18 protein-coding genes, 2 tRNA genes and 1 other RNA gene are annotated in these 24,147 nt (G+C 49.7%); 11 read left to right on the top strand and 10 right to left on the bottom strand.

The features are described 5' to 3' along the window. Positions 1-124 precede the first annotated feature (124 nt). The gene (gene ppsA, locus HGO41_RS19325; RefSeq protein ID WP_131637928.1) at positions 125-2,500 is read left to right on the top strand and encodes a phosphoenolpyruvate synthase; all 2,376 of its coding nucleotides are present in this window, start codon (positions 125-127) and stop codon (positions 2,498-2,500) included. 108 nt (positions 2,501-2,608) lie between these two features. Here ppsA and rprA read toward each other — a convergent pair. Together rprA and ydiK are read right to left on the bottom strand one after the other, a co-directional pair. After that, positions 2,609-2,719, bottom strand: an RNA gene (gene rprA, locus HGO41_RS19330) — antisense sRNA RprA. 187 nt (positions 2,720-2,906) lie between these two features. Further along, positions 2,907-4,004 (bottom strand): AI-2E family transporter YdiK, encoded by a 1,098-nt coding sequence (ydiK, locus tag HGO41_RS19335; protein ID WP_013576106.1) that lies wholly within the window; start codon positions 4,002-4,004, stop codon positions 2,907-2,909. Positions 4,005-4,331: 327 nt separating this feature from the next. On the opposite strand from ydiK, the gene ydiJ reads away from it, so the two are divergent. Both ydiJ and HGO41_RS19345 read left to right on the top strand, forming a co-directional pair. After that, positions 4,332-7,388 (top strand): D-2-hydroxyglutarate dehydrogenase YdiJ, encoded by a 3,057-nt coding sequence (gene ydiJ / locus HGO41_RS19340; protein ID WP_250981317.1) that lies wholly within the window; start codon positions 4,332-4,334, stop codon positions 7,386-7,388. Positions 7,389-7,403: 15 nt separating this feature from the next. Continuing rightward, entirely contained in the window at positions 7,404-7,823 is a 420-nt protein-coding gene (locus tag HGO41_RS19345) for a hotdog fold thioesterase (protein WP_013576103.1), read from the top strand. A gap of 116 nt (positions 7,824-7,939) precedes the next feature. On the opposite strand, the gene HGO41_RS19350 is transcribed toward HGO41_RS19345, so the two are convergent. Next, entirely contained in the window at positions 7,940-8,344 is a 405-nt protein-coding gene (locus HGO41_RS19350) for a hypothetical protein (RefSeq protein WP_013576102.1), read from the bottom strand. A 456-nt stretch (positions 8,345-8,800) separates the two neighbouring features. Between HGO41_RS19350 and sufA the strand changes: the two genes are divergently transcribed. The 7 genes from sufA to HGO41_RS19385 all read left to right on the top strand — a co-directional run bounded on the left by sufA (position 8,801) and on the right by HGO41_RS19385 (position 15,825). After that, positions 8,801-9,172 (top strand): Fe-S cluster assembly scaffold SufA, encoded by a 372-nt coding sequence (gene sufA / locus HGO41_RS19355; RefSeq protein ID WP_013576101.1) that lies wholly within the window; start codon positions 8,801-8,803, stop codon positions 9,170-9,172. Positions 9,173-9,218: 46 nt separating this feature from the next. Then, entirely contained in the window at positions 9,219-10,742 is a 1,524-nt protein-coding gene (gene sufB, locus HGO41_RS19360) for a Fe-S cluster assembly protein SufB (RefSeq protein ID WP_013576100.1), read from the top strand. 123 nt (positions 10,743-10,865) lie between these two features. Beyond that, positions 10,866-11,612 (top strand): Fe-S cluster assembly ATPase SufC, encoded by a 747-nt coding sequence (sufC, locus tag HGO41_RS19365; protein ID WP_013576099.1) that lies wholly within the window; start codon positions 10,866-10,868, stop codon positions 11,610-11,612. After that, complete coding sequence (gene sufD / locus HGO41_RS19370; RefSeq protein ID WP_013576098.1) at positions 11,587-12,888, top strand: Fe-S cluster assembly protein SufD; 1,302 nt, start codon at positions 11,587-11,589, stop codon at positions 12,886-12,888. Before sufC ends, sufD begins: the two co-directional genes overlap by 26 nt. After that, entirely contained in the window at positions 12,888-14,108 is a 1,221-nt protein-coding gene (gene sufS / locus HGO41_RS19375) for a cysteine desulfurase SufS (protein ID WP_112197126.1), read from the top strand. The genes sufD and sufS overlap by 1 nt, the downstream gene beginning before the upstream one ends. Positions 14,109-14,136: 28 nt before the next feature. Further along, positions 14,137-14,550 carry a cysteine desulfuration protein SufE gene (gene sufE / locus HGO41_RS19380; protein WP_112152177.1) on the top strand — a complete coding sequence of 138 codons (414 nt, stop codon included), beginning with the start codon at positions 14,137-14,139 and terminating at the stop codon, positions 14,548-14,550. A 261-nt stretch (positions 14,551-14,811) separates the two neighbouring features. After that, the gene (locus tag HGO41_RS19385; RefSeq protein ID WP_013576095.1) at positions 14,812-15,825 is read left to right on the top strand and encodes a L,D-transpeptidase family protein; all 1,014 of its coding nucleotides are present in this window, start codon (positions 14,812-14,814) and stop codon (positions 15,823-15,825) included. 212 nt (positions 15,826-16,037) lie between these two features. Here HGO41_RS19385 and HGO41_RS19390 read toward each other — a convergent pair whose 3' ends face one another. The 5 genes from HGO41_RS19390 to HGO41_RS19410 all read right to left on the bottom strand — a co-directional run bounded on the left by HGO41_RS19390 (position 16,038) and on the right by HGO41_RS19410 (position 20,305). Then, complete coding sequence (locus HGO41_RS19390; protein WP_013576093.1) at positions 16,038-16,274, bottom strand: major outer membrane lipoprotein; 237 nt, start codon at positions 16,272-16,274, stop codon at positions 16,038-16,040. A 293-nt stretch (positions 16,275-16,567) separates the two neighbouring features. Then, entirely contained in the window at positions 16,568-17,980 is a 1,413-nt protein-coding gene (gene pykF, locus HGO41_RS19395) for a pyruvate kinase PykF (protein ID WP_037035301.1), read from the bottom strand. Positions 17,981-18,527: 547 nt separating this feature from the next. Continuing rightward, a tRNA-Val gene (locus HGO41_RS19400) sits at positions 18,528-18,604 on the bottom strand. Between the two features lie 29 nt (positions 18,605-18,633). After that, positions 18,634-18,710, bottom strand: a tRNA-Val gene (locus HGO41_RS19405). Between the two features lie 221 nt (positions 18,711-18,931). Then, positions 18,932-20,305 carry an MATE family efflux transporter gene (locus tag HGO41_RS19410; protein WP_013576091.1) on the bottom strand — a complete coding sequence of 458 codons (1,374 nt, stop codon included), beginning with the start codon at positions 20,303-20,305 and terminating at the stop codon, positions 18,932-18,934. A gap of 254 nt (positions 20,306-20,559) precedes the next feature. Between HGO41_RS19410 and HGO41_RS19415 the strand changes: the two genes are divergently transcribed. Beyond that, a complete protein-coding gene (locus HGO41_RS19415; protein WP_013576090.1) occupies positions 20,560-21,213 on the top strand; it encodes a riboflavin synthase in 654 nt (217 codons plus the stop codon). A 78-nt stretch (positions 21,214-21,291) separates the two neighbouring features. Here HGO41_RS19415 and cfa read toward each other — a convergent pair whose 3' ends face one another. After that, positions 21,292-22,443, bottom strand: coding sequence for a cyclopropane fatty acyl phospholipid synthase (gene cfa, locus HGO41_RS19420; RefSeq protein ID WP_013576089.1), 1,152 nt, complete (start codon positions 22,441-22,443; stop codon positions 21,292-21,294). Positions 22,444-22,803: 360 nt separating this feature from the next. Next, on the bottom strand, positions 22,804-24,015 hold the full coding sequence (gene punC, locus HGO41_RS19425) for a purine nucleoside transporter PunC (RefSeq protein ID WP_250981318.1): 1,212 nt from the start codon (positions 24,013-24,015) through the stop codon (positions 22,804-22,806). Between the last annotated feature and the right edge of the window lie 132 nt (positions 24,016-24,147).

Here is a 24,147-nt window from a genome sequence, read left to right on the forward strand (position 1 = left end):
CATTATGCTAATCTCAAAATGACAGCGTTGTTAAATGACAGAAAAAGCGTCGCTGACAATGACTAGACAACCGGTTTGCACGCCTACTGACTTTTACTGTAAATAAATAAGAAAGGATTGTTTCATGGCTCATCTCGATCCCGATTTACGCAATGTTATCTGGTACAACCAACTGGGTATGAAGGACGTTGATAAAGTCGGGGGCAAGAACGCATCCCTCGGGGAAATGATCACCAATTTGTCTGATCTGGGTGTTTCAGTTCCAAATGGTTTTGCAACGACTTCTCAGGCATTCAATGATTTTCTCGATCAGAGCGGTGTCAACCACCGTATTCATGAGTTGCTGGATAAAACGGATGTTGACGATATCGGGCAATTAACTCAGGCGGGCATGCAAATCCGCCAGTGGATCATTGAGACGCCATTCCAGCCTGAACTTGAGAAATCCATCCGCGAGGCCTATCAGCAGCTTTCCGACGGTGAGCCTGATGCGTCATTCGCTGTGCGTTCTTCCGCAACTGCCGAAGACATGCCGGACGCATCATTTGCCGGACAGCAGGAAACCTTCCTGAATGTTCAGGGATTTGATGCTGTACTGACCGCCGTGAAACATGTTTACGCTTCCTTATTTAATGACCGTGCCATTTCTTATCGTGTGCATCAGGGCTACGACCATCGTGGCGTGGCGCTGTCTGCGGGTGTGCAGCGCATGGTGCGTTCTGATCTCGCTTCTGCAGGCGTGATGTTCACCATTGATACCGAGTCGGGTTTTGATCAGGTGGTCTTTATCACCTCAGCTTATGGTCTGGGTGAAATGGTCGTTCAGGGTGCGGTTAACCCTGATGAGTTTTACGTACATAAACCTACGCTGGAAAAGAATAAGCCTTCTATTGTCCGCCGTACGATGGGCTCGAAGAAAATTCGCATGGTATATGCTCCGAGCCAGGAACATGGCAAACAGGTTCAGATTGAAGATGTGCCGGCTGAACAGAGCACCCGTTTCTCCCTGACGGACGACGAAGTGCAGGCACTGGCACGTCAGGCATTATTGATTGAAAAACACTATGGTCGTCCGATGGATATCGAATGGGCGAAAGACGGACATAACGGCAACCTTTATATCGTGCAGGCACGTCCGGAGACAGTTCGTTCAAACGGTCAGGTGATGGAACGCTATCAGCTAAATGGCAGCAGTAAAGTGTTGGTTGAAGGCCGCGCTATCGGCCATCGCATTGGGGCCGGACCGGTAAAAATCATTCATAATATCAGCGAAATGCACCATGTTAAGGCAGGTGATATTCTGGTAACTGACATGACGGACCCTGACTGGGAGCCGATCATGAAAAAGGCATCGGCGATTGTCACCAACCGCGGCGGGCGTACCTGTCACGCAGCCATCATTGCGCGTGAATTGGGTATTCCTGCGGTAGTCGGTTGTGGTGATGCCACTGAAAAACTGACAGAAAACCAGAAAGTGACGGTTTCCTGTTCTGAAGGCGATACCGGTTACGTCTATCAGGATGAGCTGGACTTCACCGTGCAGAGCTCTGAAATTGATGAGCTGCCAAAATTACCGCTGAAGATCATGATGAATATCGGTAACCCTGACCGCGCATTCGACTTTGCCTGTCTGCCGAATGAAGGTGTCGGGCTGGCGCGTTTAGAATTCATTATTAACCGTATGATTGGTGTTCATCCCAAAGCATTACTGGAGTTTGATCAGCAGCCGGCGGAGTTGCAGGAAACCATCAATAAGATGATCCAGGGCTATGACAGCCCGCGTGAATATTATGTGGCACGTCTGACGGAAGGGATCGCGACGCTCGGCGCTGCATTCTGGCCGAAACGGGTGATTGTGCGTTTGTCCGATTTTAAATCGAATGAATACGCCAATCTGGTCGGCGGCGAAAAATACGAGCCTCACGAAGAAAACCCGATGCTGGGCTTCCGTGGTGCGGGTCGTTATGTCTCTGACAGCTTCCGGGATTGTTTCGCGCTGGAATGTGAGGCCATGAAGCGCGTGCGCAATGATATGGGGCTGACTAACGTTGAAGTGATGATCCCGTTTGTTCGTACCGTGGCACAGGCTGAAGCTGTCGTTAAAGAGCTGGCGAGTCAGGGGCTGAAACGGGGCGAAAATGGCCTGAAAGTGATTATGATGTGTGAAATACCGTCAAATGCATTGCTTGCAGATCAGTTCCTTGAGCACTTCGACGGATTCTCTATTGGGTCTAATGACATGACGCAGCTTGCGCTGGGGCTGGATCGTGATTCCGGCGTGGTTTCTGAACTCTTTGATGAACGAAACGAAGCCGTTAAAGCCCTTTTGTCGATGGCAATCAAAGCCGCTAAGAAGCAGGGGAAATATGTCGGTATTTGCGGGCAGGGGCCATCAGATCATCAGGACTTCGCGCAATGGCTGATGGAAGAAGGAATCGACAGTTTGTCACTCAACCCGGATACCGTTGTCCAGACCTGGTTAGCGTTAGCTGAAAAGTAAATAAATGACTAATGACTGACGCTAAGGCTGTCACTTTCGGGTGGCGGCCTTTTTCTTTTTTACCGGGATGGAAGTTACGGGAATAAAAATAACGGTGAGGAAAAGAAATAAAAAAAAAGCCCGTCATAGCAGACAGGCAAAGACTACACACAGCAATTTGGGATATACCAGCTCAGGGGGAAGCTTGTATATAAATCAGTGGGTTGAAATCCGAACTGTTAATAATACTAAGTTTCTCAAGGTATTTAGTCTGTAAGAATTCTCCTAATAGATATTATTCTCATGCTAATTGATGAGAAGAAGTGTTTTTAGTGTGAGTCATTCAGGAAGGAAGCAGGAATAAAAAAAGCGCTGCCCGGTTGAATTATCAGGGGCAGCGCCGGTGGTCAGTTAAAACGCAACGAAATTATTCATCCAGCGCTTTTAGTGCTTCTTCAGGTTCCATGTCAGGCTCAGGAGCCTCATTGACCCAAAGCGAAATCAGACGATATGAGACAGCCAGCACGACCGGTCCGATAAACAGGCCAATCATGCCAAAAGCAAATAAACCACCAATAACACCGGACAAGATAAGCAGCATCGGTAAATCCGCACCCATGCGGATAAGAACCGGGCGAAGCACGTTATCCAGGGAACCAACCACGCAACTCCATACCAGCAGAACGGTGCCCCAGGTATTGTCGCCGGACCAGTACAGCCAGATGATGGCCGGTATCAGAACCAGTAACGGACCGATTTGCGCGACGCAGCACACGAACATCACGACGGTCAGCACGGTGGCATAAGGAATGCCAGCGATGGCCAGTCCGATCCCACCCAGAACTGACTGAACAATGGCGGTAACAACGACACCTAACGCCACGGCACGGATTGCCTGACCGGCAAGAATAACGGCTGCATCACCACGTTCTGCTGCCAGTCGCACCGCGAAATGGCGGATACCCATGGCAACATTTTCTCCACGGCTATAAAGCAGGGCACTGAACAATAACATCAGCGCACAGTGGACAATGAAACGGCCCAGATGACCTGCCTGCGTCACAAACCAGGCTGCTGTTTGTCCGACGTAGGGCTGCACTTTGCTCATCAGCGCGTTCCCGCCGCCATTGATCAGGGCATGCCAGCCGTTGTAAAGCTTATTACCCACCAGCGGGATCGCGTTCAGCCACTGAAAATCAGGCATATGTAACGATGAAGGATGGCTCGCAATTTCGACCAGCGGCGCACCATTTTCCACGGCGCTGCTGACCAGCAAGGCGATAGGCAAGACGAATAATAAGATCAACAACAGCGTCATGATAATGACGGCCAGAAAACGGCGTCCCCAGAGAAGGCGCTGGAGCTTGATCATTAATGGCCATGTGGCAATGACTACCATCCCGGCCCAGACAAACCCGAGAATAAAGGGCTGTACAATCCAGATGCTGGCAACGGTCATCAGGGCAATAAATAGCACCCCAAACATAATCTGGGGCAAGTCATAACGTTTAATTGGGAGATTCATTCATGTTTCTCAATGTGATAAACGAAGTAAGGCACAAACCCTGTGCCTCCAAACACTATATTCATAAACAGGGGGCTAAAAATAAGCATGGAACATACGACGGCTTTTGGATAGCCCGCCACATAATTAGTTGCAAGGCGTTGTTGCCGTACGTGCTTTTTGCGGTACGTCATGAAACATCTGCAACAAAGGTGAACCAGACGGAGCGCTTAAAAACGAAGTATGTTAGTTTTTATTCTGGATAAAGAACAGGGTGGATCTGCCCGGCAGATCCGGCAGGTCGCCTCGGGCCCGCCAGGCATACAACAAAGACAGAGTCATAATTCAATGATCCCACAGATTTCTCAGGCACCGGGTGTCATCCAGCTGGTGCTCGATTTTTTGGAAGCATTAAAAAGCAACGGTTTCACGGGTGATGTCACAACAACTTATGCCGACAGGCTGACGATGGCGACGGACAACAGCGTCTATCAGTTGCTGCCGGATGCGGTCTTATTCCCCATCGCGACGTCAGACGTTGCATTGATTGCCCGCCTTGCGGGGCAGGAACGTTTTAAAACACTCGTGTTTACTCCGCGCGGTGGCGGTACCGGTACCAACGGTCAGTCACTGAACCGCGGCATTGTGGTTGATATGTCCCGTCATATGAACCGCATTCTGGATATCAACGTGGAACAAGGGTGGGTCAAGGTCGAAGCCGGGGTGATCAAAGATCAGCTCAATGATTATCTGCGCCCGTTTGGCTTTTTCTTCTCTCCCGAGTTATCAACCAGTAACCGTGCGACGCTGGGGGGCATGATTAACACCGATGCCTCCGGTCAGGGCTCGCTGGTTTACGGCAAAACGTCTGACCACGTTCTCGGTGTCCGTGCGATTGTTCTCGGTGGCGACATGCTGGATACCACCGCTATTCCGACGGCGCTGGCCGATAAGCTGGGTGAAGAGGATTCGGTCATTGGACGGATTTACCGCACCGTGCTGGACAGTTGTCGTGATAACCGCGCGCTGGTGATTGAAAAATTCCCGAAACTTAATCGTTTCCTCACAGGTTACGACCTGCGCCATGTGCTGAGTGACGATCTGCAAACCTTCAACCTGACACGCATTCTAACCGGTTCAGAAGGCTCGCTGGCCTTTATCACCGAGGCGCGTCTGAATATCACGCCGATCCCCAAAGTGCGTCGTCTGGTCAATATCAAATACGACTCCTTTAATTCAGCGTTACGTAATGCGCCTTTTATGGTGGAGGCGAAGGCGCTATCGGTTGAAACCGTCGATTCCAAAGTACTGAATCTGGCGCGAGAAGACATTGTCTGGCACAGCGTTCGTGATTACATCACCGACGTTGAAGGCAAAGACATGCAGGGACTGAACATTGTTGAGTTCGCCGGAGATGATGCAGACCTGATTGAAACTCAGGTCAGTGCGTTGTGCGAACGCCTTGATAGCCTGATAAGTGATAAAGAAGGCGGTGTGATTGGCTACCAGATTTGCGCTGATCTGGCTGGTATCGAGCGTATTTATAATATGCGCAAGAAAGCCGTCGGTCTGCTGGGTAATGCCAAAGGGCAGGCTAAACCGTTGCCGTTTGCGGAGGACACCTGTGTGCCTCCCCAGCATCTGGCGGATTATATTGTCGAATTCCGTGCGCTGCTCGACAGTCATCATCTCAGTTATGGCATGTTCGGGCATGTCGATGCGGGTGTATTGCATGTGCGTCCCGCACTGGACATGTGTGACCCGCAACAGGAGATATTGCTCAAACAAATCTCCGATGAAGTCGTAGCCCTGACCGCTAAATATGGTGGTTTGCTATGGGGAGAGCACGGAAAGGGTTTCCGTGCAGAATACAGCCCGGCATTCTTTGGCGAAGCGCTGTTCCATGAACTGCGCCGGATCAAAACCGTATTCGATCCGGATAACCGCCTGAATCCCGGTAAGATCTGCGCGCCGCTTGAGTGCGATGAACCGATGATGAAAGTCGATGCGCCAAAACGCGGAACCTTGGATCGCCGTATTCCGCTGGAAGTCCGTCAGTCATTCCGCGGTGCGATGGAATGTAACGGTAACGGCCTGTGCTTTAACTTTGATGTGAAAAGCCCGATGTGTCCGTCAATGAAAATTACCGGCAGCCGTATCCACTCGCCAAAAGGTCGCGCGGGTCTGGTTCGCGAATGGTTGCGTTTATTGTCAGAACAAGGTGTAGATCCGCTGGCGCTTGAGAATGCGCTGCCGGAGAAAGGCATGAGTTTCCGCAGCCTGATCGAACGTACGCGTAACACCTGGCATGCCAATAAAGGCGAATATGATTTCTCCCATGAAGTGAAAGAGGCAATGTCCGGCTGTCTGGCCTGCAAAGCCTGCTCGACGCAGTGCCCGATAAAAATTGATGTGCCGGGGTTCCGCTCACGTTTCCTGCAGCTTTATCACACGCGTTATCTGCGCCCGGCACGCGACCATTTTGTTGCGAGTGTTGAAAGCTATGCCCCCCTGATGGCCAAAGCCCCCAAGGTGTTCAACTTCTTCCTCAGGCAACCCTGGTTGCGCGAGATGAGCCGGAAAAATATCGGCATGGTTGATTTGCCTTTGCTGTCTTCTCCGACACTGCGCGAGCAGTTATCAGGGCATCGCGCCAGTAAGATGACGCTTGAACAACTGGAAGCCATTCCGCCTGCCCGGCGTGGTGAATACGTGCTGGTCGTACAGGATCCGTTTACCAGTTTTTATGATGCTCAGGTCGTTGCTGATTTTATCCGTCTGATTGAAAAACTGGGCCTTAAACCTGTTCTGTTGCCTTTCTCACCTAATGGCAAAGCGCAGCACATAAAAGGTTTCCTGACCCGCTTTGCCAAAACAGCGAAGAAAACGTCACTGTTCCTTAACCGTGTATCGCAATTGGGAATGCCGATGGTGGGGGTCGATCCTGCGCTGGTACTGTGTTATCGCGATGAATATAAAGAAATTCTCGGTGACACACGCGGATCGTTCCAGGTCCAGCTTGTGCATGAATGGCTTGGCAGCTGGCTGGCTGAGCGTCCGGCACAACAACAAAGTGGCGAGTCCTGGTATCTGTTCGGACATTGTACGGAAAGCACCGCCTTGCCCAACAGCGGCAAACAGTGGGGCGACATCTTTGCCCGCTACGGTGCGAAGCTGGAAAACGTCAGTGTCGGGTGTTGCGGAATGGCAGGGACGTACGGTCATGAAACCAAGAATCTCGAAAACTCACTGGGAATTTATGAGCTTTCCTGGCATACCTCTTTGCAACGGTTGCCACGCCAGCGCTGTCTGGCAACCGGTTATTCCTGCCGCAGCCAGGTAAAACGAATCGAAGGAAACGGTGTTCGCCATCCGTTACAGGCACTGCTGGAAATCATCCCCTAACAATAAGGAAGTATTATGTCATTCTGGAAACGGAGTACCACGCTTGAAGCCCTGAATCAGCGCAGTCAAGGATGTATGGTGGGCCATGTGGGGATTGAGTTCACGCAGTTGGGTGAGGATTTCCTCGAAGCGACCATGCCGGTAGATGTACGCACAACACAGCCTTTTGGTTTACTGCACGGCGGCGCATCTGTTGTTCTGGCCGAAACGATGGGATCAATGGCGGGTTATTTATGCTGCGAAGGAAATCAAACTGTAGTGGGCGTGGAAATTAATGCCAGCCATATGCAGTCTGCACGGGAAGGGCATGTGCGCGGTGTTTGCCGCGCATTGCGCACCGGCCGCCGCAGTCAGGTGTGGCAGATTGAGATTTTTGATCAGAAAGGGAATCTGTGCTGCGTATCGCGGTTGACGACCATGGTAATCGAACATTAATACAGGCTGTTAATCAACACTGATCATACAGTCAGAAAGTGGACAGGCGGATGCATGATGAATGTGTCCGCTTTTTTATTTGACTTAGTAAAGGGAAGTAACCTGTTGAAAGCACATCAAAGCTGGAACGGAACGCGTTTGGCAAAGTCAGTTTGAAATGCCGTTGCTTTTTCCCAGATGCCCATCATGGCATAATACTGACAAATGAGTTTTAACGTGTGCCGTGCGAAATGGTAACTCTGAACACGGAAGAGTTCACACCGAACCACGCTGTTGATTTCCAGGATCAGGCGGTTATGTAATTTGCATAACGCATGAAGATAACTGTGATCATCCCCGTTTTGCAGGCACAGATTGGCCATATCCAGACAGATGCTGTTGAAGCGTTTGAGCTGGCAAAGATGCGCATCCGGGCGTCGTAAGGCGGCATCCGCCATATAAAAATCCACGGTGGCATCGCGGACACTCGATTTATATTCGTCGATCTTGCCTTGCAACCACGCATTTACCGATTGAGTCATTCTCAGTATTCCGGGTTATCTGAATGATAATCATTATCAAATAATGAACATCATATTGGCAAAAAATCGCCGGATCAACGTTTTCATCCGGTTTTTTTATTTTTGTGTAATTAAACCAGTAAGCAAAAAGAGCTTTAATTCTTCAAATATGGCGAATTCATAAATAGGCATTTCCGATGAATGTTTTATAATAGACACAATGAAAGCTATTAAACCTTACCTTTTATAAGGTTTATTTCAATTTTTAACAAAAAATTGACAATTTATTCAATCAGTTGATGGTCGCGGTGTTCAAGACCCGCCAGTGGCCAGATGTAAAGACGGTGCACATTGAGTGTCTTTCCTCGTGTGTAATCGCTATACCCTCTTAAAACAAGAGGTTGAAGTGATTAATGTTATCACTAGAATAGAGACAATAGGTCTTGTCTATGACCGTAAAATTATGAGGTAAGACAGATGCAAACTGAAACTGTCGGCTCTTTCTCTTTAGACGACAACGTATGGCAAGGCGTTAGCCTGACAGATTCTGCAGCGAAACAGATTAATACTCTGGTGGCTCAGGATCCCGAAGTCAAAGGTCTCCAGCTTTCCGTGAAACAATCGGGCTGTGCTGGCTTTGGCTACGTTTTGGATTTAACCAAACAACCGGCCAGCGATGACCTGGTGTTTGAACATGACGGCGCTTTGCTGTTTGTTCCGCTGAAGGCCATGCCTTTCATCGACGGAACCGAGGTAGATTTTGTCCGCGAAGGACTGAATCAGATATTTAAATTCAATAATCCTAAAGCTCAGCATGCCTGCGGGTGTGGCGAAAGTTTCGGTGTTTAAAACTTTCTGTTTCTAAGATTATTGTAAACAAAGCGATGTAACCAACATGTCACGAAGCAACGTAGAAATTCCAGATGATGTGCAGTCTTGGGTCGGCGAGGGGACGAATTACAAGGAAGGGTTCTTTACCCAGCTGGCAACCGATGAATTAGCATCAGGCATCAACGAAGATGTGGTGCGTGCGATTTCCGCTAAGCGCAACGAGCCTGAGTGGATGCTGGAGTTCCGTCTGCAGGCTTATCATGCCTGGTTGAAAATGGAAGAGCCACACTGGCTGAAGGCGTATTACACGCCTCTGGATTACCAGGATTACAGCTATTATTCCGCGCCATCTTGTGGCAGCTGCGATGATAGTTGTGGCTCACAACCGGGTGCGACGCAGCAATCGGGCGGCGAATCCCTCGGTGTTCCTGCGGGCGAAGCGAATAATTATCTGACCAGCGAAGTTGAAAAGGCTTTCGAACAGCTGGGCGTTCCGGTTCGTGAAGGCAAAGAAGTCGCCGTTGATGCGATTTTTGACTCCGTATCTGTCTCCACAACGTATCGCGATAAGCTGGCTGAATCGGGCGTCATTTTCTGCTCATTTGGTGAGGCAATTCATGAATACCCTGAGCTGGTGCGCAAATACCTGGGTACCGTCGTGCCTGCGCAGGATAACTTCTTTGCGGCGCTGAATGCGGCAGTGGCCTCGGATGGTACTTTTGTTTACGTGCCTAAAGGCGTGCGTTGTCCGATGGAACTGTCGACTTACTTCCGTATCAATGCAGCGAAAACCGGTCAATTCGAACGTACGATCCTGATTGCTGACGAAGGCAGTTATGTCAGTTACATCGAAGGCTGCTCCGCGCCGGTACGTGATACCTACCAGCTGCACGCAGCGGTGGTTGAAGTCATCCTGCACAAAGACGCGGAAGTGAAATATTCCACCGTGCAGAACTGGTTCTCCGGCAGCAAAGACAGCAGCGGCGGTATTCTGAACTTCGTGACTAAACGTGCATTGTGCGAAGGCGCTGGCTCGAAGATGTCCTGGACGCAGTCTGAAACCGGCTCAGCTATCACCTGGAAATACCCAAGCGTTATTCTTAAAGGTGATAACTCAATCGGTGAATTCTTCTCGGTTGCGCTGACCAGTGGTAAACAGCAGGCGGATACCGGTACCAAGATGATCCACATTGGTAAAAATACCAAGTCGACCATTATTTCCAAAGGTATTTCCGCCGGTCACAGCCAGAACAGCTATCGCGGTCTGGTGAAGATCCTGCCAAGTGCAGAAAATGCCCGTAACTTTACGCAGTGTGACTCCATGCTGATTGGCGCCGACAGTGCCGCGCATACGTTCCCGTATGTTGAAGTGCGCAATAATACGGCTCAGCTGGAACATGAAGCCACGACGTCAAAAATCGGCGATGACCAGCTGTTCTACTGTCTGCAACGTGGTATCAGCGAAGATGACGCTATTTCCATGATTGTGAATGGTTTCTGTAAAGATGTCTTTTCCGAGCTGCCGCTGGAGTTTGCTGTCGAAGCACAGAAACTGCTGGCGATCAGCCTTGAACACAGCGTCGGTTAATTCGCCGTACGTTTTCCCTGCCGTCGCAGCATGGTGTGATGTGTGCGACGTGCAGGTGTGAGTTCTCAAAGTCACAGCATAAAACAGAATTATGAGCGCCCAGGCGCAAACTCAAGGATACGTATGTTAAGCATTAAGAATTTGAAGGTCCGTGTCGAAGAAAAGGAAATTCTGAAAGGACTTGATCTGGAGATCAAACCGGGTGAAGTACACGCCATCATGGGCCCGAACGGCTCAGGTAAAAGTACGCTCTCCGCGACACTGGCTGGCCGTGAAGATTACGAAGTCACTGACGGTTCCGTCATCTTCAACGGTAAAGATTTGCTGGAACTCGCGCCGGAAGATCGTGCTGGCGAAGGCGTATTCATGGCTTTCCAGTACCCGGTAGAAATCCCTGGTGTGACCAACCATTTCTTCCTGCAAACAGCAGTGAATGCGGTGCGTAAATACCGCGGGCAGGAGCCGATGGATCGTTTTGACTTCGCAGATTTCATCGAAGAGAAAATCGCGATGCTCAAGATGCCTGCCGATTTGCTCACCCGTTCAGTGAATGTAGGTTTCTCCGGTGGCGAGAAAAAGCGTAACGACATTCTGCAAATGGCAGCGCTTGAACCAAACCTGTGCATCCTTGATGAAACCGACTCCGGTCTGGACATCGATGCGCTGAAGATTGTTTCTGATGGTGTCAACACACTGCGTGACGGCAAACGTTCATTCGTTATTGTCACCCACTACCAGCGTATCCTCGACTACATCAAGCCTGACTACGTGCACGTTCTGTATCAGGGCCGCATTGTTAAATCCGGCGATTTCACCTTGGTTAAACAGTTAGAGGAGCAAGGTTATGGCTGGCTTACCGACGAAGAGTAATGTCCCTGCGGCGGGCAGTTCGCACGCCATGCAGCAACTTTACCGTCTTTTTGAAAGCCGTGGCGGTGAGCAATCCCCCCACGCGCATGCTCACTGGCAACAGGTGCTGCGCCTCGGTTTTCCGCATGCCAAACTGGAAGACTGGAAATACACGCCGGTTTCTTCACTGCTGGGCAATCAGTTCTTTGCTCCTCAGCAGCAGGCGCTGACGGTTGAGAAAATCAAATCCCTTGCGCTGCCACTGGAGTGCTACCGTCTGGTTTTCGTGGATGGCCGTTTTGATGCGAGCCTGAGCGACAGCGATACCGGTGCGTTTGAAATCGAAAAACTGAGCCCTTCCGCGCAACAAACGTTACCGGATCCGATTCAGTCAGAGGTGTTTTTACATCTGACTGAAAGTCTGGCGCAGGATTCTTTCTCTGTGCGTTTGCCTGTAGGCAAGCACGCTGAGAAACCGCTGTATCTGCTCCATCTGAGCAGTGGTCGTGACCAGTCGCGCGAAATGAATACCGTTCATCATCGTTATCACCTGGCGATTGAGAATGGTGCGAATGCAGAAGTTATCGAGCATTACCTGAGTCTGAACGACCAGGGACATTTCACCGGTGCACGTATGACGATAAATGTGGGCGATAATGCAGATTTCACGCATTACAAACTGGCCTTTGAAAGCCAGGCCAGTTTCCACTTCTCGCATAATGATCTGGTCATCGGGCGCGATGCACGTGTTTCCAGCCACAGTTTCCTGCTGGGGGCGGGCCTGACCCGAAATAACACCAGCGCGCAGCTTAACGGCGAAAACAGCAATCTGGATATCAACAGTCTGGTTCTGCCGGTTGATTCTGAGATTGCCGATACCCGGACGTATCTGGAACATAATAAAGGCTATTGCAACAGCAAACAGTTGCACAAAGTGATCGTGAACGATCGCGCTAAAGCGATTTTCAACGGCATGATTAAAGTGGCCCAGCACGCACTGAAAACTGATGGCAAAATGACCAACAACAACTTGTTGCTGGGCAAACACACTGAGGTTGATACCAAACCTCAGCTGGAAATTTATGCCGATGACGTGAAGTGCAGCCACGGTGCGACAGTGGGTCGTATCGACGACGAACAGCTTTTCTATCTGCGTACCCGTGGGATCAGCGGGCAGGATGCTCAGCAAATGATCATCTTCGCTTTTGCTGCCGAACTGACGGAAGCCATTAAGAATGAAACCCTGCGTGAAGTCGTCATTGCCCGTATTGCAGGCAGACTAAATCGAGGTAAGTAATGAGTTTTCCACTGGAAAGAGTACGTAGCGATTTCCCTGTGCTGAGCCGTGAAGTTAACGGCCAGCCGCTGGCCTACCTTGACAGCGCGGCCAGCGCGCAGAAACCGCATCAGGTTATTCAACGAGAAATGTCTTTCTTCGAACAAGGTTATGCTGCGGTTCACCGTGGTATTCACACCATGAGCGCGGAAGCGACTGAGCAGATGGAAAACGTCCGCACTCAGGCCGCCCATTTCATGAATGCCGCATCGGCGGAAGAAATCGTCTTCGTCAAAGGTTCCACGGAAGCCATTAACCTGGTCGCCAATACCTGGGGACGTGAGTTTTTACACGCCGGCGACCACATTATTCTGACTGAAATGGAACACCACGCGAACATCGTGCCATGGCAGATGCTGGCGAAAGAACGTGATCTTCATATCGATGTCTGGCACCTGACACCCGAAGGTGAGCTGGATTTGTCACAGCTTGAATCGCTGATCACGCCACGCACAAAATTACTGACGCTGGCGCATGTTTCCAATGTATTGGGCACTGTTAACCCGATCGAAAAAATCATCCCTCAGGCGAAGGCTGCTGGTCTGACCGTCCTGGTCGATGGCGCGCAGGCGGTCATGCATCATGCGGTTGACGTGCAGGCGCTGGGCTGTGATTTCTATGTCTGGTCCGGACATAAACTTTACGGGCCGACCGGTATTGGTATTCTGTACGGCCGCAAGGCGTTGCTGGATCAGATGCCTCCGTGGGAAGGTGGCGGCTCAATGATCAAACATGTCAGTCTGACCGAAGGCACGACATTCGCGGCGGCGCCGTGGCGGTTTGAAGCGGGCACACCCAACACCGGCGGAATTATGGGGCTGGGTGCGGCAATGGAATACGTGACTGAGCTGGGTCTGGAAAATATCCATGCTTATGAACAGGAACTGATGAGCTATGCGCTCAACGCGATGGCGCAGGTGCCTGATATTCAGATCTACGGCCCTGCCACCCGAGCTGGGGTTATTGCGTTCAATCTCGGCAAACACCATGCGTACGACGTAGGCAGTTTCCTTGACCAATACGGTATTGCCATCCGCACCGGTCACCACTGTGCGATGCCATTAATGTCCTTCTACGGTGTTCCGGCTATGTGCCGCGCGTCGCTTGCGATGTACAATACACGTGAAGAAGTCGACCGTTTGGTCGCTGGACTGCAACGTATTCACCGGTTGTTGGGTTAATCCTGACAGCCCAGATCAGGATGTCTTTATGGCTTTGCCAGATAGAAACAAGTTAGTCAGAAATTTTTCCCGATGCCCGAATTGGGAAGAAAAATATCTGTACGTGATTGAGCTGGGTGGCCAGTTACCGGCTTTACCGGAAGAACACCGTCAGGATCAAAACCTGATTTCCGGCTGCCAGAGTCAGGTATGGATTGTGATGCGCACTGATGAAAATGGTGCACTGACCTTCGAAGGTGACAGTGATGCAGCCATTGTTAAAGGTCTGGTCGCGATTGTCTTCAGCCTGTATCAGGGTTTAACGCCTCGTGATGTGGTGGAACTGGATGTACGTCCGTTTTTCACTGAACTTGAACTGAGTCAGCATCTGACACCTTCACGCTCGCAAGGGCTGGAAGCGATGATTCGCTCTATTCGCGCTAAAGCCGCAGAGTTGTCTTAATACCGCTCGCTGCTGTACTGCCTTGCTCATTAGGAATTATCTGCTAATGAGCAAGGCAGATGACTTCTTTCTCTGCGTATATCTCCTTTTACTCCTGATTTTTCAACCCACTATCCTCCTGCTTTTTATTCTGACTTCTGTAAGGTAACTTTCTGATTTACAGTGGTTTGATTGCCATGAAATTCTGTGCTGCTAATATTACCAGACAAGATAATTGTCTTGCCTCAGATTCGCTGAGCGCAGGCCGAAAAAGGACTGAGTATGAGACGCGCATTACCCCTTCTGGCAATGTTAGTTGGCACAATAATGGCAACGCATTCCATGACCGCAAGTGCAGCAGAATATCCATTGCCGCCGGATAATAGCCGCCTGATTGGCGAAAATACAACGTATGTTGTGCCCAACGACGGTAAGCCGCTGGAAGACGTGGCAGCCAAATACCAGATTGGCCTGATTGCGATGCTGGAAGCGAATCCGGGAACTGACCCTTATTTGCCAAAAGCCGGAACTGTGCTGACCATTCCTTCGCAGATGCTGTTACCGGATACCAAACGTGAAGGTATCGTAGTCAATCTGGCTGAAATGCGTCTTTACTACTATCCGAAAGGCGAGGACAAAGTCATTGTCTATCCGATTGGTATCGGCCAGTTAGGGCGTAACACACCGGAGATGGTGACATCAGTCAGCCAGAAGATCCCCAATCCTACCTGGACGCCCACTGCCAATATCCGTAAAGCTTATCTGAAAGAGGGGATCACATTGCCGGGCATGGTGCCAGCCGGGCCGGATAATCCGATGGGCTTGTTTGCGATGCGTCTGTCTGCAGGAACAGGACAGTATCTGATCCACGGCACCAATGCGAACTTCGGCATTGGTATGCGCGTGAGTTCCGGTTGTATCCGTCTGCGTCCTGACGATATCGAAGCGCTGTTTAACTCGGTGCCTAAAGGGACACGCGTACAAATCGTGAATCAGCCAATCAAGTTTGATATCGAACCGGACGGTAAACGCTATATCGAGGTGCATCAGCCGTTGTCCCACACGGAGAAAGATGACCCGCAAACCAAACCAATTCCTCTGACTGCAGCAATGAAGAAATTTATTAAGCATGATGAGACTAACGCTGAGATGGTAAAAGAAGCGATTAAACGCCGTGCGGGTATGCCGGTTGTTGTCAGCGTTGGCGATAAAGCGGGGGATACACCACCGGCTATCAATCAGCCGCAAACAGCGACTTCGGGCGAACCGGCAGTCAATACAGCCAGTACGCAGTAAACGTCGCAGAAACACATCAGAAACGATTTAAACTTCAGGGGCCATCATGGTCCCTTTTTTATGGCTGACATTCACGTGAGTGATTGAGGGCGTTTTAAATGGGGGATTTAGTGATGATTCAAAGACCTGAAAGCGGGGGAGAAAAAAACATAATGAAATTGCAGGTAAAAAAATGGCGCACTGAGTGCGCCATTGAACTAGAGAAGTAAATATTACTTCTTGTAAGCGTGAGCTTGGTTATCCAGACGTTGGTTAGCGCGAGCTGCATCGTCTTTAGCTGCTTGAACGTCAGAACGGATTGCGTTCACGTCGTTGCTCAGTTGGTCAACTTTAGAGTTCAGAGTAGAAACGTCTGAAGACAGTTGGTCGATTTTAGCATTGCTTGAACAACCAGCCAGCATAGTTGAAGCCAGGATTACAGCGCCCAGTACCAGTTTAGTGCGATTCATTATAAAACCCTCTAGATTAAGTTAATCTCCATGTAGCGTTACAAGTATTACACAAACTATTTTCTAATGAGAATAATTTTTTGCCGGTAGACGCTATATTTTGATCGTTCGCTCAAAGAAACATCTTTTTTTACGAAAAAGTTAAAAATTGCAGCGAAAACAGCCGTATTCCATGGGACTTATCCCAATTTTGCAGCTACTGCATTTAGCACTTTTTATGAAAGAAGATACTTTTTGAATAAATAAACGCCACATTTCGCGGCGTTCATTAATGCTCTTGGTCACGTTTTTAATTAAACAACATGCACCGATGAAGTATTGGTTGTACCGCTCTGTACCAGTGCGCCAGAAACCATCACTACGATATCACCTTTCTGTGCCAGACCGCTTTCAATCGCCGCTTCTTTACCGATACGGTAGAAGTCGTCAGTAGAAGCAATCTCTTTCACCAGTTGAGTCACCACACCTTTGGTCAGGATCAACTGACGTGCGGTGATTTCATTAGTGGTCAGGGCAAGGATAGTCGCATGCGGGAAGTATTTACGCACGGCTTTTGCTGATTTACCGCCGCTGGTGGCAACGACGATCAGTGGCGCGTCCAGTTTTTCTGCAGTTTCAACAGCACCACGACAAACCGCTTCTGTGATACGCAGCTTGCGGTTTTCGTTCTGACCATCAATACGGCTTTGCATTACGCGGTCAGTACGGTCACAGATGGTAGCCATGATAGTTACAGCTTCCAGCGGGTATTTACCTTTCGCACTTTCGCCAGACAGCATCACTGCGTCGGTACCGTCGATGATGGCGTTAGCTACGTCGCCAGCTTCTGCACGGGTAGGGCGTGGGTTTTTGATCATGGAATCGAGCATTTGTGTAGCGGTGATAACCACTTTGCGTGCACGGTTACATTTCTCAATCATCATCTTCTGCGCGAAGATAACTTCTTCAACCGGGATTTCAACACCCAGGTCACCACGGGCAACCATGATGCCGTCTGACGCTTCGAGGATTTCGTCGAAGTTGTTCAGGCCTTCCTGGTTTTCGATTTTGGAGATGATCTGGATGTGTTCGCCACCGTGTGCTTTCAGGTGTTCGCGGATTTCCAGAACGTCAGAACGTTTACGGATGAAAGAAGCCGCGACGAAGTCAACGCCTTGCTCGCAACCGAAGATCAGGTCACGTTTGTCTTTTTCAGCCAGCGCTGGCAGTGCGATAGAAACACCTGGCAGGTTAACGCCTTTGTTTTCGCCCAGGTCGCCGTTGTTCAGCACTTTACAGGTCACGTCGGTTTCGGTGACGTTGGTCACTTCCATACCAATCAGGCCGTCATCGACCAGAATGGTGTTGCCGATTTTCAAGTCAGCAGCAAAACCCTGATAGGTAACCGCAACACGTTCGGTGTTACCGATAACGCTTTGATCCGTGGTGAAAGTGTAAGTCTGACCCGCAACCAGAGAAGCGTCTTTGCCGCCTTCCAGTTTCATGGTGCGGATTTCAGGACCTTTGGTGTCCAGCAGAATTGCCGCTTTGTGACCGGTCTTCGCCATCACGTTGCGGATATTTTGAATGCGCTGACCGTGCTCTTCATAATCACCGTGAGAGAAGTTCAGACGCATAACGTTCATGCCTGCATCAAGCAGCTTGGTCAGCATTTCTTCGGATTCAGTTTTCGGTCCGATGGTACAAACAATTTTGGTCTTTTTCATGACGATTTTATCTACAAGTTGTGATGGATTGGAAAAGTGTTTGCCTGACAGCATCGCTGCCCGCGCGGAATTGAGGTGGTGCCTGGTTGAAGCAAATCATTACTAAGCGTAGAAGACTGTGAAAGGAATGGTGTAGTAAGTTCAGCCAAAGCATAGCGATTTGTGCGATTTATCATCGCTACTGGAGTGGTGATGCTTTTGTAAGTGCGATATCGACAGATCAAGGGGCTGAAACCATTCAATCGAAGAGACGATGCGTATTATAGAGGGGAACAGGTTGGGAAACCAAATAAAAAACGTGATGCGGCGCAAGCTTAGGGCAGATTTCGGAACGTTGTTTTGAAATTACCCAATGCGGGCAGGGGTGAAAGCAGAAGTGATAACGGTTTGTTCACGCAAGTGTCAAAAATGATACATACGGGAAATAATCTTAAAAAATACAAACGGATGACTTAACGTAAATTTATCAGGGAAAATAAAAGCCAGCAGAGAGGTTCAGGTCGTTCCAGGGAGTTTGATGCACAAGGGAGAGTTCAGGAAGTTGCTTTGGTGCGTCCGAGTGGACTCGAACCACCGACCCCCACCATGTCAAGGTGGTGCTCTAACCAACTGAGCTACGGACGCACAATATGCAACGGTACTGCTAAGAAAGATGGTGCGTCCGAGTGGACTCGAACCACCGACCCCCACCATGTCAAGGTGGTGCTCTAACCAACTGAGCTACGGACGCATCGTTTTTCTTTTTCATCAGCCAGTGTTGGCGACGGGGACGAATATTAACGACCTCTCTGAATACTGGCAAGGGAAAAAAGACATTTTCCTGTCATATTGTGCGTGACTGCCGAGCTTATGTGCATTGCGTTGTTTTTTTAGACATAACAGCCAGCGCAATAGCTGAAAAATCCGCGCGCCGGAACAGATATTCACAGCACGCGGATGAAGCCGGGGGGATTAACGGCCCGCTTTTTGCAAAATGGTGTAAGACGGTTGCTTCTGTAACCAGCGCATCCGCAATGTCATCATCAGCGCTGCGAAGGTCAGCCCCAGAATAAATCCGCACCAGAAACCGCTGGGGCCCATCTGCGGAACCAGAATATCGGTCAGTCCGAGAGCGTACCCTACCGGCAGGCCCAGCACCCAGTAAGCGACAAACGTAATATAGAAGATGGAACGTGTGTCTTTATAGCCCCGCAAAATGCCGCTACCGATAACCTGAATCGCATCTGAAATCTGAAACAGCGCAGCAAAGATCAGAAGATGGGAAGCCAGAGTGACGACTTCCGGGCTGTCATTATAAAGGGAGGCAATGTGCTCGCGGAAAATGATGGCCGTCAGACTGGTGCAACAGGCCATCATAATTCCCGTTCCTATACTGGTATAAGCCGCAATCTTCGCGCCTTCAACCGACGATTCCCCCAGCCGCGAACCCACTCGAATCGTGGCGGCGACACCTAAAGACAGCGGAATGACGAACATCAGGGAACCGACGTTGAGCGCAATCTGGTGACTGGCGACAGCCACGATCCCAAGTGGGGAGACGAGCAGGGCAACGATCGCAAACAGTGTCACTTCGAAAAATAATGCCAGTGCGATTGGCATACCGAGCTGGATCAGACGGCGCAATGTCGGCCAGTCGGGTTTCGCAAACCGCGAATGCGGCTGAGTATCGCGCAGGGCACGATTGCGACGTACGTAAATCCGCATGATGAAGAACATGACCCAATATACGGTCCCCGTGGCGACACCACAGCCGACGCCACCGAGCGCGGGCGCACCGAACTTGCCGTAAATAAAAATGTAATTCACGGGAATGTTCACCAGCAGACCGATAAAGCCGAACACCATGCCTGGCTTGGTTTTTGACAAACCTTCACATTGGTCACGCAGCACCTGGAAGAATAAATAGCCCGGAGCGCCCCACATAATGGCATGCAGATAGCCGACGGCTTTTGCTTTCAGTTCGGGATCAATATTATGCATCAGGCTAAGAATATGGTCGCACTGTGACAGCACCGCGATGATCAGCACCGAAACCCCCGACGCCAGCCAGAATCCTTGCTGAACCTGATGACCAATTTTATCGCGACGCCCGGCTCCATTTAAATGCGCGATGGTTGGTGTCAGTGACAAGAGTAAACCGTGTCCGAATAAAATCGCCGGCAACCAGATTGAGGTGCCGACAGCGACGGCAGCCATGTCCGTGGCACTGACCGATCCCGCCATTATTGTGTCCACAACGCCCATGGATGTCTGGGCTATTTGCGCAAGGATGACCGGGATGGCAAGCGCTAACAAAACCCGCGCTTCTGCAAGGTACTTCTGCACAGATACACCTTTTTTCTTGATTATATTGAATAAAAAACGCCACAACAGATGGCATTAAACAGAGAGAAATAGTCCGAAGATTGTACATTGTCGGTATTTTTAAGCAAACAAAGCTGTTAATAGCTGGTTAAATAATGGAATTGAAGCAGACGGTGCTATTTCTTCTTGCAGAGATTTGGCTTTCAATTAATTCTGCGGCAAACTGAACGGAGTGACGTTTTAATACAACAGATTCAAACATTGAGGAAAAGGCTATGTTTACCGGAATTGTACAGGGAACCGGCACGGTCGTATCGATCGACGAGAAACCCAATTTCCGTACCCATGTTGTTCGTTTACCTGAAGATATGCTGGATAACCTGCAACTCGGCGCATCGGTATCACACAACGGTTGCTGCCTGACGGTGACTGAAGTGAACGGTGACCTGGTGAGTTTTGATCTGATGAAAGAAACCCTGCGCCTGACAAATCTGGGCGAACTGAAAGAGGGCGACTCAGTTAATCTGGAACGTGCAGCGCGTTTTAATGATGAAATTGGCGGACATTTAATGTCTGGTCATATTATTTGTACGGCGGAAGTGGCAAAAATCCTGACGTCAGAAAATAACCGTCAGATCTGGTTCCGTATGCCGCATGAAGATTTGATGAAATATGTATTACATAAAGGTTATATCGGGATCGACGGTATTAGTCTCACCATCGGTGAAGTGACCCGCACCCGTTTCTGTGTACATTTAATTCCGGAAACCTTGCAACGCACAACGCTGGGCACGAAACGTCTGGGCGACAAAATTAATATCGAAATCGATCCGCAAACTCAGGCGATTGTCGATACGGTCGAACGCGTATTAGCCAGTCGTGAAGCGGCGATCGCTACGGCACAGGCGATGATCGATAAAGCCGAATAAGTTATCTCAGACCCTTTATTGACATAAAAAAACCGGACATTCAGTGTCCGGTTTTTTATTAGCTAACGCATACAACCATCAGCGTGGTACGCGCATTCCGCCATCAACGCCTTGCGGGCTAAAGACGACTTGCCACAACTGAATGTCCCGGGCGCGGAAAGCACCGGCGCAGGCATTCAGGTAGTAGGTGAACATGCGGTGGAAACGTTCACCGTATTTTTCCGCCAGTTCCGGCCAGTGTTTCTGGAAGCGTTCATTCCACGCCATCAGCGTGCGGTCATAATCAGCGCCGATATTGTGCCAGTCTTCCATTACAAATAATGACTCACTGGTTTGTGCAATTTGTTGAACCGACGGCAGGCAACCGTTGGGGAAGATGTATTTATCAATCCACGGATCGACATTAAGGTCTGTTTTATTAGAACCGATGGTGTGCAGCAGGAAAATGCCGTCAGGTTTGATATTGCGTTTGGCGACATTAAAATAGGTCTGATAATTTTTCGGACCCACATGCTCAAACATTCCGACAGAAACAATGCGGTCAAACTGATCATTAAGGTCACGGTAATCCTGCAGCAGGATTGTGACATCCAGCCCTTCACAGCGTTTTTGAGCCAGTTTTTGTTGTTCAGCAGAAATCGTGACACCCACAACGCTCACGCCATAATTTCTTGCCGCAAACTCTGATAATCCACCCCAGCCGCAACCGATATCCAGCAAGCGCTGTCCCGGTTTTAATTGCAGCTTGTCACAGATCATTTTGAGTTTTGCTTCCTGTGCTTCTTCAAGCGTAGTGGCCTCTTTCCAGTAGCCGCAGGAATATTGCATGTACGGGTCGAGCATCAGAGTAAATAAATCATTCCCCAGATCATAATGCTCTTTGCCAACAATCCACGCCCGTTTGCGGGATTGCAGATTGGTCAGGCGTGCTGCGGCGACACGTAAAGTATCTTTAAAATGGTGGGGGAGTTTACTTTCCAAACCGGCACGAATAACGCGCTGGAAAAAGATATCCAGACGGTCGCATTCCCACCAACCGTCCATATAACTTTCACCGAGGCCCAGAGAACCTTCCTGTAAAACACGCTTAAAGAAGTCAGTGTTTTTTACTTTAAGGTCGAAAGGACGATTACCGTTTACCTGAATATCTGCCATCGCCAGCATTTCACTGGCGATCCGGTACCACTGATTGTCCTGAATGCTTTGATCTTCTATACACGATGAACTCATAGCTTCTCCATCACTTTCTCTTCTGACTTATTAACCTGCCGGGAAAAGCAAAGGCTATTTTTGCAGGTCTTTATGAGAACAGACGACTAGCGCCTCGCCCGATATTCGACACCAACAGAGGAAATTAAGAAGAACGCCTGCGCGCCGTAAGACGTGCAGGAAAATCATCCTTGAAAAAGTACAAAAAAATAAGTGTGACACTGTCCGCGCGTCTGGCTTAAGTATGTGATAAAAGTTTTGTAAAAGTGCTATTTTATTTGGTTTTGTTGAGTATAGGCTCGCTGGCAGGCATTCTCAATAGTTAATCGTGATGAATGAAAATGCCCGTTAAGTGACTGTTGCATCAGGGTATTATCACTATTAATTAGCATGCCTTGTCTGAGTTTCCTGCTCTGATTTCTGTCCATTGTCTTGCGTGATTTCATGCCGCAAAGAGAGCCAGCGACCCAAAACTACCAACAATAGTGTAGACAGCATGATCGTGACTGTCGCCATGAGCGGATGCACAATAAATGCGGAAACCAGCAAGCTGGCAAGGAAGCACAACCCGAGCTGCAGCGTATTTTGCAATGCTGCCGCCTTGCCTGTATTAGCAGGAAACGGCATTAATGCATTTGCGACAACAATTGGGTAGGTTGCACCATTCACCAAAGCCATCAGACAGAAAGGGATCAGCAGGCTAATCAGCCCGGCATCCGTGAACATGGCAACACAGAACAAAGTCACCATACTGACGCCGTAACCCGCCAGTAACCATGGCAGAATTTTATTACCGTCCAGCTTGCTGATCACAACACGGCAACCAAAACCACCAAGCAGGAAAGCAATAGTCTGCGGGACATAGCTCAGCCCGATGGCACCGGGTGAATAACCCATGTCGCTCAGGATAAACGGTGAACCCGTTAACCACGCAAAGAATCCGGCGGAACAGGCGGCATAAATCATGACATTCCCGCTGTAAACAGGCGATTTCAGTAACGTCGCAAACCCTGTTTTATCAGCCTTCGCTTGTTTTGCCGGTTTATTCTCACGCAGAGTCAGCGTCGTCAGCACCAGGACGACGGCGACTGCGGTCAGCAGAGCAAAAATGGCTTCCCAGTCAAAATGATTGAGCACCCACGCACCAAGTAATGGTGCCAGTGCCGGAGAAAGAGCTACTAACGGCATAATGCTGGCGAAGGTTTTTTTCGCCACATCGGCAGAGAAACGGTCAACAACGATTGCCTGCCAGGTGACTGCGGCGGCACAAACCCCCATCGCCTGTAAGAAGCGCAGGGCCAGAAGGGCGCGTACATTCTCAACCCAGATAACGCCCAGACAACCGACCGCAAACAGTGTCAGACCAAGAAGCAATACCGGTTTACGGCCGATCCTGTCTGACAACGGCCCCCATAACAACTGACCGAGAGCAAATCCGCCGAGGAAAATGCTCAGACTTGCGCTGATCATCCCGGGGCTGGTCGTCAGACTGGTTTGCATGGCGCTGAACGCAGGCAGATACATATCAGTGGCTAAAAAGCCCAGCATGCTCAGTCCCGCAAGATAGAGCATAAATCCAAAGGAGGGTTTCATTATCGTCTCGTTAATTTATTTATTGCAGATGATGTGATGCAGATTACATACCGGAGGCGGAGTTTAACGCTTTGATAACAGGCTTGTGAAACGCTAATATTTGCACTCTGCTATCAAAAATATTGAAGGCTG

Source organism: Rahnella sp. CG8, assembly GCF_023701875.1.
Classification (GTDB): Bacteria; Pseudomonadota; Gammaproteobacteria; order Enterobacterales; family Enterobacteriaceae; genus Rahnella; species Rahnella aceris.

Excerpts from the sequence above, each read along its gene's own strand:
- HGO41_RS19385 (WP_013576095.1), top strand. The coding sequence starts at position 14,812 with ATGAGACGCGCATTACCCCTTCTGGCAATGTTAGTTGGCACAATAATG.
- sufS (WP_112197126.1), top strand. The coding sequence starts at position 12,888 with ATGAGTTTTCCACTGGAAAGAGTACGTAGCGATTTCCCTGTGCTGAGC.
- ydiJ (WP_250981317.1), top strand. The coding sequence starts at position 4,332 with ATGATCCCACAGATTTCTCAGGCACCGGGTGTCATCCAGCTGGTGCTC.
- sufC (WP_013576099.1), top strand. The coding sequence starts at position 10,866 with ATGTTAAGCATTAAGAATTTGAAGGTCCGTGTCGAAGAAAAGGAAATT.
- sufA (WP_013576101.1), top strand. The coding sequence starts at position 8,801 with ATGCAAACTGAAACTGTCGGCTCTTTCTCTTTAGACGACAACGTATGG.
- ppsA (WP_131637928.1), top strand. The coding sequence starts at position 125 with ATGGCTCATCTCGATCCCGATTTACGCAATGTTATCTGGTACAACCAA.
- pykF (WP_037035301.1), bottom strand. The coding sequence starts at position 17,980 with ATGAAAAAGACCAAAATTGTTTGTACCATCGGACCGAAAACTGAATCC.
- punC (WP_250981318.1), bottom strand. The coding sequence starts at position 24,015 with ATGAAACCCTCCTTTGGATTTATGCTCTATCTTGCGGGACTGAGCATG.
- HGO41_RS19350 (WP_013576102.1), bottom strand. The coding sequence starts at position 8,344 with ATGACTCAATCGGTAAATGCGTGGTTGCAAGGCAAGATCGACGAATAT.
- HGO41_RS19345 (WP_013576103.1), top strand. The coding sequence starts at position 7,404 with ATGTCATTCTGGAAACGGAGTACCACGCTTGAAGCCCTGAATCAGCGC.
- HGO41_RS19390 (WP_013576093.1), bottom strand. The coding sequence starts at position 16,274 with ATGAATCGCACTAAACTGGTACTGGGCGCTGTAATCCTGGCTTCAACT.
- sufE (WP_112152177.1), top strand. The coding sequence starts at position 14,137 with ATGGCTTTGCCAGATAGAAACAAGTTAGTCAGAAATTTTTCCCGATGC.
- cfa (WP_013576089.1), bottom strand. The coding sequence starts at position 22,443 with ATGAGTTCATCGTGTATAGAAGATCAAAGCATTCAGGACAATCAGTGG.
- HGO41_RS19415 (WP_013576090.1), top strand. The coding sequence starts at position 20,560 with ATGTTTACCGGAATTGTACAGGGAACCGGCACGGTCGTATCGATCGAC.
- sufD (WP_013576098.1), top strand. The coding sequence starts at position 11,587 with ATGGCTGGCTTACCGACGAAGAGTAATGTCCCTGCGGCGGGCAGTTCG.
- sufB (WP_013576100.1), top strand. The coding sequence starts at position 9,219 with ATGTCACGAAGCAACGTAGAAATTCCAGATGATGTGCAGTCTTGGGTC.
- ydiK (WP_013576106.1), bottom strand. The coding sequence starts at position 4,004 with ATGAATCTCCCAATTAAACGTTATGACTTGCCCCAGATTATGTTTGGG.